Origin of the sequence: Streptomyces sp. T028, from assembly GCF_048159505.1 — a bacterium.
GTDB lineage: Bacteria > Actinomycetota > Actinomycetes > Streptomycetales > Streptomycetaceae > Streptomyces.
The window spans coordinates 46,724-62,578 of the sequence record NZ_JBLRVZ010000021.1; the positions used below are offsets into that span (position 1 = coordinate 46,724).

A 15,855-nucleotide genomic window follows, 5' to 3' on the forward strand; every position below is an offset into this window, starting at 1 on the left:
AACCGGCCCCCGACCCATTTGGCCGTCCCGATTGACCATCTCTTTGTCGATACGGCCACTTTCGATCCCGGACCGCACTCACCCAAACCGATTCGATCTTCGGATGATCGATCGCGTGTCCGAATTGCACGTATTGTTACTCACTAGATCGTGATCATTTTCTAAAGGACCCAGGGTGCGCTGCCGAAGACGACTGTGACCTTGAAAGCACGGTTCGTCCCGGCGCCTCTCTCCCCACAAGCCCCCGAACCGGCTCCGTCCCCCACCCAGGAGGCCTGGTGTCCGTTCTCCTCGAGCAGCCCGCAAGCCTGGTCGCCTACCGCCCGAACAAGCCCACCGCCATGGTGGTCGTGGCCGACCCGCGCGTGCGTTCCACCGTCACCCGCCATCTCTGGGCGCTCGGTGTACGCGATGTCATCGAGGCCTCGTCCATCGCGGAGGCTCGTCCCCGCGTCGGCAACCCCCGAGACATCTGCGTCGCCGACGTCCACCTCCCCGACGGCTCCGGCCTCACCCTGCTGTCGGAGACCCGTGCGGCGGGCTGGCCCAACGGGCTCGCCCTGTCCGCCGCCGACGACATCGGCGCCGTGCGCAACGCCCTCGCGGGCGGCGTCAAGGGCTATGTCGTCACCGGCACCCGCACCAACGTCGGGCTCCCCACCCGGCCCGGTGCCGCCCCCATCGGATCGGCGGCCGCCCGCCTCCACCGCCGCCCCCCGGGTGCCCCGAGCCACCCGGGCGGCTACCGCGAGCTCTCCGGCCGCGAGGTCGAGGTGCTGCGACTCGTCGCCGAAGGCCAGTCGAACAAGGCGATCGGCGTCTCCATGGGACTGTCCGCGCTGACCGTCAAGAGCCACCTCGCCCGCATCGCCCGCAAGCTCGGCACGGGCGACCGCGCCGGGATGGTCGCGGTGGCCCTGCGGACCGGCATCATCCACTGAGTTCCTTCCGGCTCCCCCGTCCCTTCCGGCTCTTCCGGCCCCTCACCCCGTCCCTTACGACCCCTTGCCCGCCCTTCCCCGCCCTTCCCCGCCCTTCCCCACCCTTGCCGGCCACTTCCGGGCCCCTTTCCGGCCTCATCGCGGCCCTGACCGGTTTACGACCCTGAGGCGCCCGTCGGCGGAACGTTCCGTCGGCGGGTCCCGTCCACTCACGGATACCCTTGACAGGTGACCGACGCCCAAGAAACCGCAGCAGCCAGTTCACTGCGAACCACCGGAGGCGCCCCTCCGGACGACGGCGGATCTACTGCTCCTCCTGTTTCCGGGGCGCCGACACCTCAGCCGACACCTTCGTCGACAAAGGAGTCGACCGCTCAGCCCACTCCTGAGCCGACCCCTCTTCTCGAACCGCGCGAGGGCATCCCGCCCGTGATCGCCGACGAGGCCTCCCTCGCCGCGACCATCGCCGCCTTCGCCGCCGGCACCGGCCCCGTCGCCGTGGACGCCGAGCGCGCCTCCGGCTACCGCTACGGACAGCGCGCCTATCTGGTGCAGCTGCGCCGCGAGGGCGCCGGCAGCGCGCTGATCGACCCCGTCGCCTGTCCGGACCTGTCGGGGCTCGGCGAGGCCCTCTCCGACGTCGAATGGGTGCTGCACGCCGCCACCCAGGACCTGCCGTGTCTGCGCGAGATAGGTCTCGTGCCCACCCGGCTGTTCGACACCGAGCTGGCCGGGCGGCTCGCCGGGTTCCCGCGGGTCGGCCTCGGCGCGATGGTCGAGAGCGTCCTCGGCTTCGTCCTCGAGAAGGGCCACTCCGCCGTCGACTGGTCGACCCGCCCGCTCCCCGAGCCCTGGCTGCGCTACGCCGCCCTGGACGTCGAGCTCCTCGTCGACCTGCGTGACGCGCTGGAGAAGGAGCTGGACCGCCAGGGCAAGCTGGAGTGGGCCCACCAGGAGTTCGACGCGATCGCCTCCGCTCCCCCGCCCGAGCCCCGCAAGGACCCCTGGCGCCGTACGTCCGGCATGCACAAGGTGCGCCGGCGGCGGCAGCTCGGGGTGGTGCGGGAGCTGTGGCAGACCCGCGACCGGATCGCCCAGCGGCGGGACGTCTCGCCGGGCAAGGTGCTCTCCGACGCGGCGATCGTGGAGGCCTCCCTCGCCCTGCCCGCCAACGTCCACGCGCTCGCCGCGCTGAACGGCTTCGGGCACCGGATGGGGCGGCGGCAGCTGGAGCAGTGGCAGGCCGCCGTCGACCGGGCGAAGGCGCTCGGCGAGTCCCAGCTGCCGCAGCCGGGGCAGCCGGTCGCCGGGCCCCCGCCGCCGCGGGCGTGGGCCGACAAGGACCCCGCCGCCGCTGCGCGGCTTTCGGCGGCGCGGGCGGCTGTTTCCGCGTTGGCCGAGCGGTTGAACATGCCTCAGGAGAATCTGATCGCTCCGGACAGCGTGCGGCGGGTGTGCTGGGAGCCGCCCGTCCCTCTTGACGGGGAGTCGGTTGCCGGTGTGCTTGTTGGGCTCGGCGCCCGGGCCTGGCAGGTGGAGCAGGTGACACCTGTGTTGGTGAGGGCACTGTCTGTTTGAGTGTGCGCCCAGCCGCCGTGGGGCCTTTCGGTCGTGCGGCGGCTAAGGGTTCGTCGTGGTTGATCGCGCCCCCGCGGCGGAGCCGCACATCGACACAGCCCCGCGCCCCTAAATGCAGCTCACCTCGTCGCTCCTAGAAGCAGCTCACCTCGTCGCCCCTTTCATGAAGCCGTTGTAGATGTATCTCTGCAGGGTCAGGAAGACGATCAGGGTCGGCGCGATGACCAGGACCGCTCCTGCTGAGATCGTTTCCCAGTGGGCGCCGAAGGGGCCCTTGAAGCGCAACAGGGACGTCGAGATCACGCCAAGATCTTGTGAGGGCATAAGTGCTCTCCCAGCTGAGGCCGGGAGATTCCGTCCTACCTTTCGGTGGTGGGCTTGACGTTCCCGCCCGGCCTGAAGGCCGGGATTCCCTGCGAAGAACGGGGATGGCGGTGGCCGGGCTCGCGGTGGCGGCCGAGATGGGCCTGCGCGTCCCGCGCGATGTCTCCCTGCTGGCCCGGGACGACTCGCAGCTGTGCCGGCTGACCCATCCGACGCTGTCCGCGATGAGCCATGACGTGCACGGATTCGGCGCGGAGGCGGCCCGTACGCTGTTCGGGGCGATCACGGGCCGGGGTCCGGGGTCGCATCCCATGCCCACTCCGGTGCTGACGCCCCGGGGGTCGACGGCACCTCCGAAGGTGTGACCTTCGGTGTGACCTTCGCCGCTTGGACCTCCGGGACTGTGCAGCTACGTTACCGATAAGTAGCATGGGTTCTGAGCGCGCGCTCAGCGCATGCGTGTCGCAGCAGTGCCATCCCGCACCCTGGAGGAGAGCCATCGTGCCTCGTACCGTCAGGGACGTCGTCTTCGTCGACGGCGTCCGTACCCCGTTCGGCAAGGCGGGCCCGAAGGGCATCTACCACGAGACCCGGGCCGACGACCTCGTCGTGAAGGCGATCCGGGAGCTGCTGCGCCGCAACCCCGGTCTCGACCCCAAGAAGATCGACGAGGTCGCCATCGCCGCGACCACGCAGATCGGCGACCAGGGCCTGACCATCGGCCGCACGGCCGGGATCCTCGCGGGCCTGCCGACCTCCGTGCCCGGCTACTCCATCGACCGGATGTGCGCCGGCGCGCTGACCGCCGTCACCACGGTCGCGGGCTCGGTCGCCTTCGGCGCGTACGACATCGCGATCGCCGGTGGTGTCGAGCACATGGGCCGCCACCCGATGGGCGAGGGCGTGGACCCGAACCCGCGGTTCGTCAGCGAGAAGCTGGTCGACGAGTCCGCCCTGTTCATGGGCATGACCGCGGAGAACCTGCACGACCGCTACCCGCAGATCACCAAGCTGCGCGCGGACGAGTACGCGGTGCGTTCCCAGGAGAAGGCCGCCAAGGCGTACGCCAACGGCAAGATCCAGGCCGACCTCGTGCCGGTCTCGGTGCGCCGCACGAACCCGGAGGCCGGTGAGACGGGCTGGGGCCTGGTCACCGCCGACGAGCCGATGCGTCCGGGCACGACCCTGGAGAACCTCTCCGGCCTGAAGACCCCGTTCCGGGTCCACGGCCGGGTCACCGCCGGTAACGCGGCCGGTCTGAACGACGGCGCGACCGCCTCGCTGATCGCGTCCGAGGACTTCGCCCGCGAGAACAACCTGCCGGTCAAGATGCGCCTCGTGGCGTACTCCTTCGCGGGCGTCGAGCCGGAGGTCATGGGCTACGGCCCGATCCCGGCCACGGAGAAGGCCCTCGCGCAGGCGGGGCTGTCCATCTCCGACATCGGTCTGTTCGAGATCAACGAGGCCTTCGCCGTCCAGGTGCTGGCCTTCCTCGACCACTACGGCATCGCCGACGACGACGAGCGCGTCAACCAGTACGGCGGCGCCATCGCCTTCGGCCACCCGCTGGCCTCCTCCGGCGTCCGTCTGATGACGCAGCTGGCCCGCCAGTTCGAGGAGCAGCCGCACGTCCGCTACGGCCTGACCACCATGTGCGTCGGCTTCGGCATGGGCGCGACGGTCATCTGGGAGAACCCGCACTTCGAGGGGGACAAGTGAGCACCACCGCTGAGCTGCTGAAGGGTGCGGCCGAGCTGTTCCCGGACGAGGTCGTCACGAGCGCGCACGTACGCCACCTCGACCTCCCGTTCGGTGCCGGGCGCTTCGCCCTGATCACCCTCGACAACGGCTTCGACCACACCAAGCCGACCACCTTCGGCCCCGCCTCGCTCGCGCAGCTCGACGCCGCGATCGACCAGGTGGAGCGGGAGGCCGCGGCCGGCGAGATCGTCGGTGCCGGCGTCACCGGCAAGCCGTTCATCTTCGCCGTCGGCGCGGACCTCAAGGGCGTCGAGCTCCTCAAGGAGTACGACCACGCGCTCGCCATCGGCAAGGGCGGCCACGAGGTCTTCAAGCGCCTCGCGGGCCTCGCGGTCCCGACCTTCGCGTACTACAACGGCGCGGCGATGGGCGGCGGTGTCGAGGTCGGTCTGCACTGCACCTACCGCACCGTGTCCAAGTCGCTGCCGGCGTTCTCGCTCCCCGAGGTCTTCCTCGGGCTGGTGCCCGGCTGGGGCGGCTGCACGCTGCTGCCGAACCTGATCGGCGCCGACAACGCCGTCTCGGTGATCGTCGAGAACAGCCTCAACCAGAACAAGCAGCTCAAGGGGCAGCAGGTCTTCGACCTCGGGATCGCCGACGCGCTCTTCGAGGGCGCGGACTTCCTGGAGCAGTCGCTGATCTGGACGGCGAACGTCCTCAAGGGCGAGATCTCGGTCGAGCGCCCGGTCGTCGACCGCGGTGAGGCCTGGGACCAGGCCGTCGCGCGCGGCCGGTTCGTCGCCGACTCCAAGGTGCACGGCGCGGCCCCGGCCGCCTACCGCGCCCTCGACATCATCGCCGCCGCGAAGAACGGCGACCTGCAGCAGGGCTACGACGCCGAGGACACCGCGCTCGCCGACCTGATCATGGGCGGTGAACTGCGCGCCGGCATCTACGCGTTCAACCTGGTGCAGAAGCGCGGCAAGCGTCCCGCGGGCGCCCCGGACAAGAACCTGGCCCGCCCGGTCACCAAGGTCGGAGTCGTGGGCGCGGGCCTGATGGCCAGCCAGCTCGCGCTGCTCTTCCTGCGCCGCCTCGAGGTGCCCGTCGTCCTGACGGACATCGACCAGGAGCGCGTCGACAAGGGTGTGGGCTACGTCCACGCCGAGATCGAGAAGCTGCTCGGCAAGGGCCGGATCAACCAGGACAAGGCCAACCGCCTCAAGGCCCTGGTCAGCGGTGTCCTGGACAAGGCCGAGGGCTTCGCGGACGCGGACTTCGTCATCGAAGCCGTGTTCGAGGAGATCGGTGTCAAGCAGCAGGTGTTCGCGGAGGTCGAGGCGGTCGCCCCGGCGCACGCGATCCTCGCCACCAACACCTCCTCCCTCTCCGTGTCGGAGATGGCGTCGAAGCTCCAGCACCCCGAGCGGGTCGTGGGCTTCCACTTCTTCAACCCGGTCGCGGTCCTGCCGCTCCTGGAGATCGTCCGCGGTGAGCAGACCGACGACGCCTCCCTGGCCACGGCGTTCGCCGTCGCCAAGAAGCTGAAGAAGACGGCCGTGCTGACGAAGGACGCCCCGGCGTTCGTCGTGAACCGCATCCTGACCCGCTTCATGGGCGAGGTGCAGAACGTCATCGACGAGGGCACCCCTGTCGAGGTCGCGGAGAAGGGCGTGGAGCCGCTCGGCCTGCCGATGTCCCCGCTGGTCCTGCTCGAGCTGGTCGGCCCGGCGATCGGTCTGCACGTCTCGGAGACGCTCAACCGGGCGTTCCCGGACCGCTTCACGGTCTCCCCGAACCTCAAGGCGGTCGTCGAGGCCGGCAAGCGCGGCTTCTACGTCTACGACAGCGGCAAGCCGGAGCTGGACCCCGAGGTCGCCGCGCTGCTGAAGCAGGGCGACTCGGTCCTCACCGAGGAGCAGGTGCGGGCGCGGGTGCTGGACGCGGTGGCGCAGGAGATCGGGCTCATGCTCGACGAGGGTGTCGTCGCCGAGGCCCAGGACATCGACCTCTGCCTGATCACGGGCGCGGGCTGGCCCTTCCACCTGGGCGGCATCACGCCGTACCTGGACCGCGAGGGCGTCTCCGAGCGCGTGAACGGCAAGCGGTTCCTCGCCCCGGGCGTGGCGTCGGTTCCGGCGTAACCGCCGTACGTGGGTGAAGAGGGCCTCCGCCGGACGGCGGGGGGCCCTCCTCCCTGTGCGCCCATCGGGTCAGCCCGTGACCGCCCAGGGACCGAACTCCGGTGCTCCCGGGGTGAGTTGGCGGGCCACCGCGAGACGGCCGTCGGCGCCGAGGACCGCGATCACGGCGCGGCCCAGGGCGTCGAAGGCGGCTGCCGGTGCACCGGCGATCGTGCCGCCCAGCTCGGTCGTGGGCAGTTCCTGCCAGGGCTCGTCGCCGGGCAGGAAGCGGTAGGCCACGCCGCCGAGGTCGCCGCGGGTGACGACCAGCGTGCCCGTCTCGGGCGACGGCGAGGCGGCCAGCGCGACGGCACCGTAGCCGCCGCGGCCCCCGATCGACGCCGCGGGCTGGGCCCAGCGGCCGCCGGGAGCGTCCTCCTGGGCCATGAGCAGTCGGCCGGTGCCGGGCTGCCGGTAGACCGTCATGACCTGGCCGGTCGGCTGGACGACGGCCGCGGCGGGCCCGGCGGGCACGGTGAGCCGGAACCGGGGCGCCCTGCTGAGCGGTGCGTCGAGGGAGCCCTGCGCCCAGTGGAAGACGCCCTCCCGGCTGGCGGCGAACACCTCCACGTGCCCGCCCGGCGCGGTGAGCGCGGCCAGTCCCTCCTGAAGGTCGTGTCCGCGCAGGTCGGTCCACTCCCCCCAGGAGCCGTCGGTCTCCTGGATCCTGCTGTGCAGGCCCTGGCCCGCGTTGCGCACGAACAGGTGCAGTCGGCCCCTGCCGTCCCGGGTGACGACAGGCGTGCCGAGGTGACGGTCGCGCCGCGGGTCCCCCGCGGAGGGGTTGCCGAGGGTGACCCAGCCCGGGAACACCCCGTCGGGCTCGGCCTGTTCGAGCAGGACGATCTCGCGCGTGTGGGCGCCGTCGGCGGCGAGATGCGACAGCCGCTCGGCGAACACCTGCCAGCGTCCGTCCGGGGTGAGGCCGACGGCGAGGGCGGGGGCGAGGGGGCCGCCGCCGAGGAAGAAGGGGCCGCGCCACTGGTCGGTGCCGGGCCGGGCCTCCAGCCACACCGCCGCCTGCTGGTTGACGACGGCGAACGCCGCGAGCCGGCCCCGCCGGTCCGCCAGCAGCCAGTTCGCGCCGGACGGATGGCGCGGCGCGGTGCTCTGCACCCAGCCGGTGGAGCGGGCGTTCAGGGCGACCGCGTAGTCGCCGCTGCCGGCCGGGTCGCCGCTGTCGTATCCGTCGGCCGCGCCGTAGACGTTGAGGAAGAACTCCTTGAGGGAGACCGCCTGGGGGCCCAGGTTGTGCGGCCAGCGCTCGTTGGCGTAGCCGCGGTAGGACTCCACGGCGAAGGTGCGGTTCTCGCCGGGGCCCTGGTAGCGGTCGAGGGCGAGCCAGGTGAACAGGGCGGCCGCGGTGTGGTCGCAGTGGTCGGAGAGGTCGCCGAAGTCGTGCCGCTGCGGGAACTTCTCGTCGTGGACCAGCCGGTCCGGGTCGGGGTCCATGGTGCGCACCAGGGTGGGCCGGACCAGGTCCATGAGCTGGACCAGTGTGTCGACCAGGCCCGAGCGGGTGTAGGCGTGGGGCTCGTGCACCAGGCCGCCGCTGACGACGAGGGTGGGCACCCGCTCGGCCTCCTCGTGCCACAGCACGTGCAGGCTGCGCGCCGGGCCCTCCGGGGTGCCGTGCTGGCGGATGTTGAGGAAGACCAGCGTCACCCAGGGCGCGTCGGCGAGAGAATAGGCCTCGGCGACGGCGCCACCCGCCGTGGACAGGGTGGCCGGCTTCCAGGCGGCGGTGCGGTCGCCGAGCAGCATGGCGGCGTAGGCGGCCTTGATGCCGTTCTGGCGTGCCTTGCCGTAGGCCGCCCGGTCCTCGGCGGCCGGTTCCCGCTGCCAGGGGCGGGGGTTCCGCCCGCTCGCGTCGCCGCTGGTGAGGTACACGGTGGTGGTGCGGGTGCCGGTTTTCAGGCCCTGGAAGACGGCCGGGTTCATGAAGTACAGGTCGTCGTCCGGGTGGGCCACGACCTGCAGTACGGACGCGGTGCTGGTCATGCTGTCGCTCCTCCCGAGCGCAGAAGGGGATCGGATTGCCGGTGCGGGGTCACAGTGGCCATCCCGGCAGATAGCCCGCGTGTGCGCGCTGGTTGCGCGTCGATCCGGTCTCGTACTGGCTGGGGACCGGGAAGTAACTGGGCAGGAACGCGGCGAGGATGGCGTCCTGTTCGTCCTCGGGGACGTCTCCGTCGTGGTAGTCGTTCAGGCAGAACACGTCGTGCGGGCGCACGGTGAGGATCCGGTTCAGCCGGGCCGCGTGGTCGCTCAGGCCCACGTTGACGAATCCGCAGGAGATGCTGCCGGGCACGCTGCGCAGGGTGTGGTAGCCGACGTAGTGGTGCAGCGAGGAGGCGACGGAGATGTCGCTGTGGCTGCGCAGTCGGTTGGCGGCGGTGACCGACACGGCCTGCTGGTACCGCTGTTCGATGTCGGCCAGGACGCTGCGCCGCAGCGGGTGCGGGGCGTGCAGGAAGGAGTGCACCAGCGTCTGTCCGAAGTCCTGCCGGATCAGGGCCCGGTTGTTCTTCGCGGCGCTGATGTTGAACTCGTCCGCGGCGGTGGGCGGCGCCATCGGCACGGAGGTCGGCGACATGAAGTGCCTGGCCTGGCCGTTGCCGAGGAAGAACAGGTCGGGCCGCACGGTCCGGCCCACGAACACGTCGTCGTTGAAGTACAGGAAGTGCTCGGCGAGGCCCTCGATGTGGTGCAGCCGGCTCTCGATGGCGTGCGAGTTGTACGTCGGCAGCGCGCCCCGGTCGCCGAAGATCTCGGTGTGGTCGACCACGCGGACCCGCGGGTGGGAGGTGTCCAGCCAGTGCGGGACCTGCCGGTCGGTGACGAGGTAGATGTTCCGGATCCAGGGGGCGTACATGTCGATGGAGCGCAGGGAGTAACGCAGTTCGTCCCGGTCGCGGAAGCGTGCGGCGCTGGTCGCAGCGTCCTCGGTGTCCATGCCCATCGCGGCCAGGACGGCGTTCTTGCGCTCCAGCCAGGCCAGGTCGGAGCCGTCGACCCAGGTGTAGACGGCGTCGACGGGGAAGTCGACGTCGCCGTGGAGCCGCTCGGTGAAGGCGCCGATGGTGGGGTAGGGGCGGCCGGCCAGGGTGAGGGAGGACCGGCGCATGGCCGCGCCCGGCACCCGGTCGCCGATCAGGGTGCGGGCGGGGGCCTGGAGGTGGGTGGCGTCCTCGGGGTCCTCGTCCCAGAAGGCGATCGTGCAGCCGTACACGGCGCCCAGGCGCAGCAGGCGTGAGGGGGCGACCACGTTCTGGTAGACGCGGACGCCCGAGGAGGGGGTGTCGGCGTAGGGGGCGAGAAGTCCGGCGAGGACGGTGGCGACCGTCTTCTGGCTCTCGTTGAGCACCGCGGCGTACACGGCGTCCTGCTGGTAGCGCTCGGCGAGGGCCTTGAAGACCGCCTCCCGGTACACGGCGTGCACGGCGACGGAGTGCCGTACGAGATGGTCGCGTACGACGAGATAGGGGATGTCGGCCCCTTCGAGCGCGCCCGCCACCAGCGCCAGGTTCTGCTGGACGACGTCCCAGGGGGACTCCCAGTCGAGGAGCCGGCAGAGCTGGCCGCCGTCGCTGACGACGTCGCGCCGCTGCAGCAGACGTTGCTCCAGGGAGCGCTGGTCGGAGCTGCGCACGGTGGTGGCGGGGGCGGGTGTGGCGGCGGGCACGATGCCGTCCGCGCCGCCGAAGTAGGCGTGCACGGCCTGGCGTTCGGCCTTGGCGACGGCGCGCCGCCCGCTGTCGCGTTCGGCGGCGAGTTCGTGGAAGATCCGCTCCCAGCCGGCGGTGACCACGGTGGGCGAGAAGCGGTTCACGGAGGCCAGTGCCGCGGCGCCCATCCGCGTGCGCAGTTCGGCGTCCTGGATGAGCAGCAGCAGCGCCGAGGCGAGGGCGTCGGTGTCGCCGGGCGGGACGAGGATGCCCGTCTCACCGTCGATGACGACCTCGCGCGGGCCGTTGGGCGAGTCGTAGGAGACCACGGGGACACCGGCCGCATGGGCCTCGGCGAGGACGAGTCCGAAGGCCTCGTTGCGGGAGGTGAGGGTGGCGATGCTGGCCTTGGCCCACTCCTCGGCCAGATGCCGGGAGTTGCCGTTGAGCTGGACGCAGTCGTGCAGTCCGAGCATGTCGATCTGCCGGCGCAGGGCGCCGCTGAGCGGCCCGTCGCCGAAGATCCGCAGCTGCCAGTCCGGGTGGTACCGGGCGACCGTCGCCCAGGCGGTCACGGCGTGGTCGATCTGCTTCTCGGCGACGAGCCGGCCGGCGATGACCACCGTGCGGGTCTGCAGGGTGGAGCGCGGACGGAAGCCGCCGGGCAGGGCGTTGGGCACGACCTCGAGGCGGGGCGCCGCGTCCCCGAGGGTCTCGGCGAACCAGTCCCGGGTGCGTTCGCTGAGCACGGCGAGGCAGTCCAGCCGGGCGGCGAAACGGCGCAGCGGCTCACCGCTGGTGCCGCGCAGTTCGGAGACCCGGTGCTCCTGGTGCACGGTGATGACGTGGGCCGGGGCCAGTTGGACGGCCAGGGCCATCAGGGCGGGGGTGGTGGTGACCAGGACGTCGGTGTCGGTGTCCTGGAGGGCCAGTTCGAGTTCGAGGTCGGAGAGCCGGTTGAAGGCCGGCTCCCAGTCGCGCTCGACGATCTGGCTGGGCTGTGCGGCCAGCCCCGCCCACACCGCGTCGTCGACGGCGGTGGGACGCAGCGGCCGCGGAGCGGGGGCGGTGAGGTCGACGAGGTAGTCGACGCGGACCCGTTCGTGCGGGGTGAAGAACTGCTCGCGCTTGCTCTTGAAGACGCTGAGTACCCGTACGTCGTGCCGGGCGGCGAGTTCCGAGGCCTGGTTGTACACCGCGCGTTCGGTACCGCCGACGGCGTCGGCCGTGGTCAGCAGGAACGTGATCTTCATATCTGTGGTCAGCCTGCCTCGGGCATGCGCGTGCAGGTGATACGGAGGTTTCCTGCGGGGGTGTAGCGCGGTTGGACGATCAGGGGCGGGTGGCCGTGCGGGGTGATGGCCATGGCGCGCATCGCGAAGACGCGCAGCGGGTTGCGTACGTCGTGCAGCCGGCGGCCGAGACGCATCGGGCGTCCGGTGCGGTCGGCCAGGACGACGTCCCAGTGGTCGGGGCGGGTACCGCGCGGCGGCATCTGTCCGAGGGGCACGTCGACGCGGTAGGTGCCGGGGCCGAGCGGGGTGACGGGCTGCTCGATGCGGCGCCCGGAGGCGACGAACTCGGCCCAGGGCTCCTCGGCCCGGGTGCCCAGGACCCGGAAGTCGACGGTGACCCCGGCGTGGCCCAGGTGCACCTTGGTCACCTCCACGGCGGGCCGGGCGCCGGTGCTGACCACGCGGGCGCTGCCGCGCAGGGAACGGCCGAGCCGGTGGCGCTCCCCCGTCACCGGGGAGGCCGCCATGGGTTTGGTGGGTCCCTCGTACGGCTTCGGCGGCTGAAGCAGCAGCAGGGACAGCGTGCGCGAGCGGCGTCCGGAGTGCACGCGCAGCCGCAGCCGCCAGCGGCCGGTGCCGACGGGGACGCCGCCGACTTCCGCGCCCAGCAGGATCGCGGCGTCGACCAGGGCCTCGCCGTCGGGGCCGGTGTGGACCCGGGCCTCGGCGGGGTGGCGGCGGCGGCCCCGGCGCAGCACGATCTCGGCCCGGTCGGGCAGTCCGGCGGACGGCGGCAGCTGGGCGTGCAGGTTCACGGTCTGTCCGTCGAGGATGGCGGCGTAGCGCAGCTGGGCGGTGCGCTTGCGGCGCAGGGGGACGAACAGCCCGAGCATGAGCCGTTCGCGCAGGGCGGCGGCCCGGGCGCGCAGGGGGCGGCGCGGCCCGGCCGCTTTGCCGTGGTCCGGTGCGGGGGTGCGGGGTCGGGAGGTCATCGGCCGGGCTGCCCCGGTTCGTTCGCGCGCTCGACCGGGCGGGCGTGCCGCCGGGAGGGGTGCGGGGCCGGCGGCAGGATGCCGGAGTCCTTCTCGAAGGGGCTGAGCACGGGGAAGTAGGCCTCCAGGAAGTTCTGCACCATCCGGCTCTGGGCCTGGGGGTCGGCCGCCGTGACCGTGTCGTTCATGCAGAAGGTGTCGAAGTTGCGGCGTGCCAGCAGGTTGTCGAGCCGCCGCTGGGCGAGGTCGTCGGCGAGGTCGACGTACACGTAGCGGATGTCGCCGATCGTGGCGCGGGCCGAGTGGTAGGCGTAGTAGTGGTGCAGCGAGGAGGCGATGGGCACGTCGCTGGGCGAGCGGAAGCGGGAGTGCTGGGTCACCCGGTGGGCCTTGGCGTAGACCTGCTCGATCTCGGCGAGGACGCTGCGCCGCAGGGCGTGCGGGGTGTGCTTCATCTTCTGCGAGATGACGGTGCCGAACTGCTGGGCGATCAGGCCGCGGCTGTTCTTTCCCGCCGCGTTGACCGGCAGGTCGTCGGTACCGGCCCGGCCGGACGGGATCAGTGCCTTGGACTGGAAGAACTTGGTCAGTCCGTTGGGGTGGAAGAAGTGGCCGGGCTGGACCGGGCGGCCGAGGAAAACGTCGTCGTTCAGGTAGAGGAAGTGCTCCGAGAGTTCCCGGATGTGGTGCAACTGGCTCTCGATGGCGTGCGAGTTGAACGTGGGCAGCGCATAGGGGTCGGAGAAGATCTCGCGGTGGTCCACCACCCGGATGCCGGGAAAGTCCGTGTTGAGCCAGTGCGGGACCTGGCCCGCGGTGACGAGGAAGATGTTGCGCACCCACGGGGCGTACTGGTGGATCGAGCGCAGCGAGTACCTCAGTTCGTCGCGGCTGGTGTAGCGGGCGTCGTTGGCGGCCTGCTCGTGCAGCGCGTCGCCGGGGGCGGAGGTGAGCCGGCCGCGCAGCGCGTCCCGGTGCGCCCGCCAGACCGGGTCGGAGTCGTCCACCCAGGTGTAGACGACGTCGACCGGGAAGAGGTGGTCCTCGGGCAGGGCGGCGACGAACTCCGGCAGGGTGCGGGCATGGCCGGTCGAGTACACGGCAGGCACGACACTGAAACGATTTTGCTCGACCCAGCAGCGGCCCGCGTCCACCGGCACCTCCGTCATCACCCGGTTGGGCCGCGGCGCGACCAGCTGACCGTCCCGCTCCACCCAGAACTCGATGTCGCAGCCGGACTCCCGGCCGAAGACCAGGCTTCCGGTGGGGTCGCAGACGTTCCACGCCACCCGCACCACGCGCTGGCCGCGCAGCGCGCGCCAGGTGGCGACGGCGGCGCCGGGCCGCATCGGTCCGGCGGAGACGGGCCCGGCGTACCCGGCGCCCTCCTCGCAGACGATCCGCAGCAGCGACTCCAGCTCGGCCCGCTGCCGCGCGGGGACGGCGACACACGGGTTGAGCGAACCGTGGCCCCGCACACAGAAATAGTCGATGCCCGCCTCCTCGAGAACGGAGACGAGGATGTGCAGGTTGCGTGCCCGAGCGGCCCACTCGGTGGCGCCGGGGACCTCCACGGCACGGAGGTGTTTCCCGGCCACCCGGACGACCCGGACCAGGTCGCCGCCGTGCCGGCCGCCCCTGCGCTGTCCGCCGAGGGCCCGTACGACCACGGCGGAACGGACGGCGTCGGCGGAGGCCAGCGAACGCTTCACCGAGGAACGCACGGGGTGGGGGACTCGTCGCACGATCCGGCGCCGAGCCCCCAGCGGCACCAAAGATCTATATGTCGACACGAGCGCGCTCGCCTCGGGATTGTTGACGCTCACCTGTACTTCCGCACCGTCCAAGTCCGGGTCCGGCTCGTCACGCCGGCGCCTCCCCACCCTCACCGGCCATCGCGCCCCCTTGCGCGATGGTCACCGGGACCAGCCACTCCCCGTTCACCTGAGGTACATCGACGGATTACCGGAGCTTTACTGATCAATCAGGATGCTTACATCTGTTTCGCGTGCTGTCCACACGTAATCGGTTTCCGTGGAACCGCTGTCAGGAATCCCACATCTTCCAACTACCGCCGGAACGGCCGCCGTCGCCTCACACGGGCGCCCAGTCCCCGAGGACCAGCCCCGGTTCGGGAGTCTGCCGGGCGACGCGCAGCGTCCCGCCGGGGTCGAAGGCCGCGACCACCACCCGCGCCCTGCCGTCGTGGGCCAGCGCCGGGTCACCCGCACAGGCCAGGCCGGTGTCCGTCCACCACAGGCCGGAGGACTCGGCCTCCGTCGCGCAGACCCCGACCTGGACGGTGCCCGAGGCACCGCGGTGGGCGATCACCGTGCAGTCGTAGCCGTCGAGCGCGGTGCGCAGGACGGCGTTGGCCCCCTCTCCGGGGGTGCCGCCCAGCGGGACGGACCAGCCGCCGGGCCGGTGACAGACCAGCCCGGTCCCGGCCGCGTCGGTCCAGAAGTACGTGAGCCGGCCGGGAGCCGTCTCCAGCGCGGCGACGGATCCGGCCCGGGGGGCGGGCCGTACGTCGTGCGAGCGCTGCGGCAGGGCGGCGGGCCCGGACTGGAACCAGTGCAGGGCGGCACCCTCGGCCGGGGCGAACACCTCGATACGGCCGTCCGACGTCGCCGCCGCGGTGAGCCCGTCCCGCACGTCCGCACCCCGCAGGTCGGCCCAGGGCTCCCAGCGGCCGCCCTTGCCCTCGCGGCGCATCATCAGGCCGCCGCCCGCGTTGGGCGCGAAGACGTACACGGTCCCGTCGGACGCCACGGCGCCCGACGGAGCGCCGAACCGCCGCGCCTTGTCCGGTTCGCGGTGCGGATTGCCCAGGGAACGCCACTCGGTGACGGGCCGTCCGCTCTGGTACTGGATCGCGTGGACGACGTCCACCTCGACGGCCCCGTTCACACGCCGACGCTCCCGTCGGCCCAGGAAGTGGACGTAGGTGTCCGCCCCCTGGACCACGGCGAGATGGGTGAGGCCGGCGACCTCGACCACGTCCGGCCCCGACCAGCCGGGACCGCCGGGCCGGGTCTCGGTCCAGCGCAGGAGCCCTCCGGCGGCAGGCGCGTACGCGGTGAGCCTGCCGTCCTTTCCTCGCGTGAGCCAGGTACCCGTGGCCGTGCCGGTCACCGCCGACGGCGGGACGGAGGCCGCGGCCGCCACCGGCACGGCGGACCCGCGCCGGCTCGCGGCGCGCGCGGACCGACCCCGCATCAGCATCACGGACT

Annotated in this window: 9 protein-coding genes and 2 pseudogenes; 5 read left to right on the forward strand and 6 right to left on the reverse strand. The window is 71.9% G+C overall.

The features are described 5' to 3' along the window. The first annotated feature begins 278 nt into the window (after nucleotides 1–278). Both ACLZN2_RS21165 and ACLZN2_RS21170 read left to right on the forward strand, forming a co-directional pair. Nucleotides 279–941: a response regulator transcription factor gene (locus ACLZN2_RS21165; protein ID WP_059202319.1), complete on the forward strand. Its 663-nt coding sequence runs from the start codon at nucleotides 279–281 to the stop codon at nucleotides 939–941. 228 nt (nucleotides 942–1,169) lie between these two features. After that, complete coding sequence (locus ACLZN2_RS21170; protein ID WP_416980325.1) at nucleotides 1,170–2,519, forward strand: HRDC domain-containing protein; 1,350 nt, start codon at nucleotides 1,170–1,172, stop codon at nucleotides 2,517–2,519. A 144-nt stretch (nucleotides 2,520–2,663) separates the two neighbouring features. On the opposite strand, the pseudogene ACLZN2_RS21175 reads toward ACLZN2_RS21170, so the two are convergent. After that, nucleotides 2,664–2,843, reverse strand: a pseudogene (locus tag ACLZN2_RS21175) (carbohydrate ABC transporter permease); the annotation flags it as partial. A 104-nt stretch (nucleotides 2,844–2,947) separates the two neighbouring features. Between ACLZN2_RS21175 and ACLZN2_RS21180 the strand changes: the two are divergent. The 3 genes and pseudogenes from ACLZN2_RS21180 to ACLZN2_RS21190 form a co-directional block, all read left to right on the forward strand. Then, nucleotides 2,948–3,208 (forward strand): annotated as a pseudogene (locus tag ACLZN2_RS21180) (substrate-binding domain-containing protein); the annotation flags it as partial. Nucleotides 3,209–3,344: 136 nt separating this feature from the next. Further along, nucleotides 3,345–4,562: a thiolase family protein gene (locus tag ACLZN2_RS21185; RefSeq protein ID WP_416980327.1), complete on the forward strand. Its 1,218-nt coding sequence runs from the start codon at nucleotides 3,345–3,347 to the stop codon at nucleotides 4,560–4,562. Then, nucleotides 4,559–6,688, forward strand: a complete 2,130-nt coding sequence (locus ACLZN2_RS21190; protein WP_416980329.1) for a 3-hydroxyacyl-CoA dehydrogenase NAD-binding domain-containing protein — start codon at nucleotides 4,559–4,561, stop codon at nucleotides 6,686–6,688. The genes ACLZN2_RS21185 and ACLZN2_RS21190 overlap by 4 nt, the downstream gene beginning before the upstream one ends. A 69-nt stretch (nucleotides 6,689–6,757) precedes the next feature. On the opposite strand, the gene ACLZN2_RS21195 is transcribed toward ACLZN2_RS21190, so the two are convergent. The 5 genes from ACLZN2_RS21195 to ACLZN2_RS21215 all read right to left on the reverse strand — a co-directional run bounded on the left by ACLZN2_RS21195 (nucleotide 6,758) and on the right by ACLZN2_RS21215 (nucleotide 15,841). Beyond that, a complete protein-coding gene (locus ACLZN2_RS21195) occupies nucleotides 6,758–8,728 on the reverse strand; it encodes a PIG-L family deacetylase (protein WP_416980331.1) in 1,971 nt (656 codons plus the stop codon). Between the two features lie 49 nt (nucleotides 8,729–8,777). Beyond that, entirely contained in the window at nucleotides 8,778–11,648 is a 2,871-nt protein-coding gene (locus ACLZN2_RS21200) for a stealth conserved region 3 domain-containing protein (RefSeq protein ID WP_416980333.1), read from the reverse strand. Between the two features lie 8 nt (nucleotides 11,649–11,656). Then, on the reverse strand, nucleotides 11,657–12,622 hold the full coding sequence (locus ACLZN2_RS21205; RefSeq protein ID WP_416980335.1) for a hypothetical protein: 966 nt from the start codon (nucleotides 12,620–12,622) through the stop codon (nucleotides 11,657–11,659). Beyond that, nucleotides 12,619–14,448, reverse strand: a complete 1,830-nt coding sequence (locus ACLZN2_RS21210) for a stealth family protein (RefSeq protein WP_416980337.1) — start codon at nucleotides 14,446–14,448, stop codon at nucleotides 12,619–12,621. Before ACLZN2_RS21210 ends, ACLZN2_RS21205 begins: the two co-directional genes overlap by 4 nt. 268 nt (nucleotides 14,449–14,716) lie before the next feature. After that, nucleotides 14,717–15,841, reverse strand: coding sequence for a hypothetical protein (locus ACLZN2_RS21215; RefSeq protein ID WP_416980582.1), 1,125 nt, complete (start codon nucleotides 15,839–15,841; stop codon nucleotides 14,717–14,719). Nucleotides 15,842–15,855: the final 14 nt, after the last annotated feature.